Here is a 1,771-nt window from a genome sequence, read left to right on the forward strand (position 1 = left end):
GTTCCATTGAAGCCGCGACCAAAGGGGCTTACGTCCTCTCTGACAGCGATGGCACTCCTGACATTATCCTGATTGGTACTGGTAGCGAAGTGTCACTGTGTGTCCAAGGGGCTGAGCAGTTGCGAGAAGAAGGGAAGAAAGTCCGTGTTGTCTCCATGCCAAGCTGGGAACTTTTTGAAGCCCAGGATGAAGCCTATCGGGAATCCGTCTTGCCCAAAGCAGTGACCAAGCGCCTCGGGGTCGAAGCTGGTGTCAGCTTTGGTTGGTGCCGTTACTTGGGTACCGAGGGGGATATGATTAGCATTGATCGCTTTGGTGTTTCTGCTCCCGGTGGCGTCGCTATGGCAAAGTTTGGTTACACGGTTGAAAATGTAGTCGCTAAAGCCAAAGCCTTGTTGGGATAATTAAACCAATATAACCCCTAATTATACCTAACTGAACTAGGGTAAACATTTCCATGGTCATGGGAAACCAAGACTAATGCTTGTTCTAGTGGCATAGGGAAAAACGGAGAGTTTCTCCTCTTCCTTTCTGCCACCACCAGGGCTATTTCGTTTACCGTTGGGCTCCCCCACAGAAGCCATTCTAGGGCAAGATCCAACTTGATAAACAAAGTCTGCGTGGTGATCTTCTAACGGTCGTAGCCAAGCACAGAGGCTATAAAATTTGTGGGATTAGTTTGTGTAGCCCAAGAATAAATTCTCCCTTAGGCCATTAGCCTTGGGGGTAAAGTTAGACTTTACCCCCAAGGCAGTATCAGTCCTGATGATGCCAACCTTGTATATTGGACTATCGCTAAGATATACTTGACTCAGCAAGTAGACCATGACAAGTCAAAATCTCATAGTCAAACAGATAAACACAGAAAGTGGTCATAACTATTTGCGTTTATCTGTTTTTGGGTAAACTCAGAATCTGTTTAGACAATCTGGTAATGTAAGCGCCATGTTTCAAGACTCTTCCTACCCAAGCTAGCCCATGGGAAGTTGAAAAATCGCAGATGAATAGGCTACGGGTTATGCTGGAAGATATTAACTTTGAGACCTTTGAGACCATCCCTTAACCGTATTGACCTCGGATGCTGACTCAGTTGGCACACGAGTAGCCAAGGCGTTTTTAATGGGATTAGTAAAGTACCTTGGAGAACGTTGAACACGCTGGGCTAGTGTTAACAGCACATAGATTGTGATTAAGTAGCCAGTAGCTAGCAGGGGGATCATTAACGACATATCAATGTATAACATAAGAGTGAACAAGAGACAGGTAGATGCAAATTTCTAGAGAAATCTGCTGCAAAGCAATCCTAAAACCTTACAGTTCTAATGGTTTTAGGATATGGTTGCGGATAATAAGGTATAGGATACAGGTATTTGGCGCAATTGGCCCTAACCACCCAAGCCTAGGTAACTCCTGATCTTAAGGTGAGAATTATCTCGACTTAGGCTCCCGATTAGGCAACTCTTGGTGGTTATGTCTGCTTTACAAGTTGACTCAGTAGAGATACTGAGATATAGACGGGATAGAGAGGCTTGTCTTGCCTAAGCCAACATCTTTACTATGGTGGGATCACCGAATTTAACTCTCCCCTTACCACATTTGGAATTCAGTATGTTAAATCTTTTAAACCCTCAATTCTCAGGATAGCACAAAAATCCTGGGTAGCCATGCCGAGATCGCTACAGACTTAACAAGTCTATACAATTACTCATATTTCCTTCCAGTTATGCCATAAACTCAACAAAATTTTCCTATCGGGGACGGTTAGCTTAGA

Annotated in this window: 3 protein-coding genes; 1 reads left to right on the top strand and 2 read right to left on the bottom strand. The window is 44.3% G+C overall.

Going from position 1 to position 1,771, the window contains the following annotated elements; translation table 11 throughout:
- A partial coding sequence (locus F6K49_RS45760) for a transketolase C-terminal domain-containing protein (RefSeq protein WP_293108914.1) occupies positions 1-404 on the top strand: 404 nt, incomplete at its 5' end.
- Between the two features lie 57 nt (positions 405-461).
- Here the strand turns inward: F6K49_RS45760 and F6K49_RS45765 are convergent.
- Complete coding sequence (locus F6K49_RS45765) at positions 462-584, bottom strand: hypothetical protein (RefSeq protein WP_293108918.1); 123 nt, start codon at positions 582-584, stop codon at positions 462-464.
- Positions 585-1,031: 447 nt separating this feature from the next.
- On the bottom strand, positions 1,032-1,244 hold the full coding sequence (locus F6K49_RS45770; protein WP_143727716.1) for a hypothetical protein: 213 nt from the start codon (positions 1,242-1,244) through the stop codon (positions 1,032-1,034).
- Between the last annotated feature and the right edge of the window lie 527 nt (positions 1,245-1,771).

This window comes from Moorena sp. SIO3I6, assembly GCF_010672095.1.